The 241-nt window shown below is 64.3% G+C and carries 1 protein-coding gene; it reads left to right on the top strand.

Translation table 11 applies throughout. The features are described 5' to 3' along the window. A partial coding sequence (locus NLU14_RS22770; RefSeq protein ID WP_275710888.1) for a hypothetical protein occupies positions 1-241 on the top strand: 241 nt, incomplete at both ends.

The following is a 241-nucleotide window of genomic DNA, read 5'->3' as shown; positions in this document are numbered from 1 at the left end:
AAGGCGGAGCAGGACAATTTCCAGGAGGCAAACAAGCTGCTGGACAATGCCGAGGCGCTCCAGCCCTCGCTGAAACCGCAGCTCGACCGGTTCCGCGGCCAGATCGCCAGGGTGCATGCGCTCGCGTCACAGGCGATCGCACTCGGCCAGCGCGACGACGATGCCGGCGCCAAGGCGAAGCTCGCCGAGATGGATCCGCTGATCATCGACCTTTCGGCCCAGATGGCGAAATTCAACGACG

Source organism: Marinobacter iranensis (assembly GCF_029207565.1).
Classification (GTDB): Bacteria; Pseudomonadota; Gammaproteobacteria; order Pseudomonadales; family Oleiphilaceae; genus Marinobacter; species Marinobacter iranensis.
This window is presented reverse-complemented; position numbering and strand designations above follow the sequence as displayed.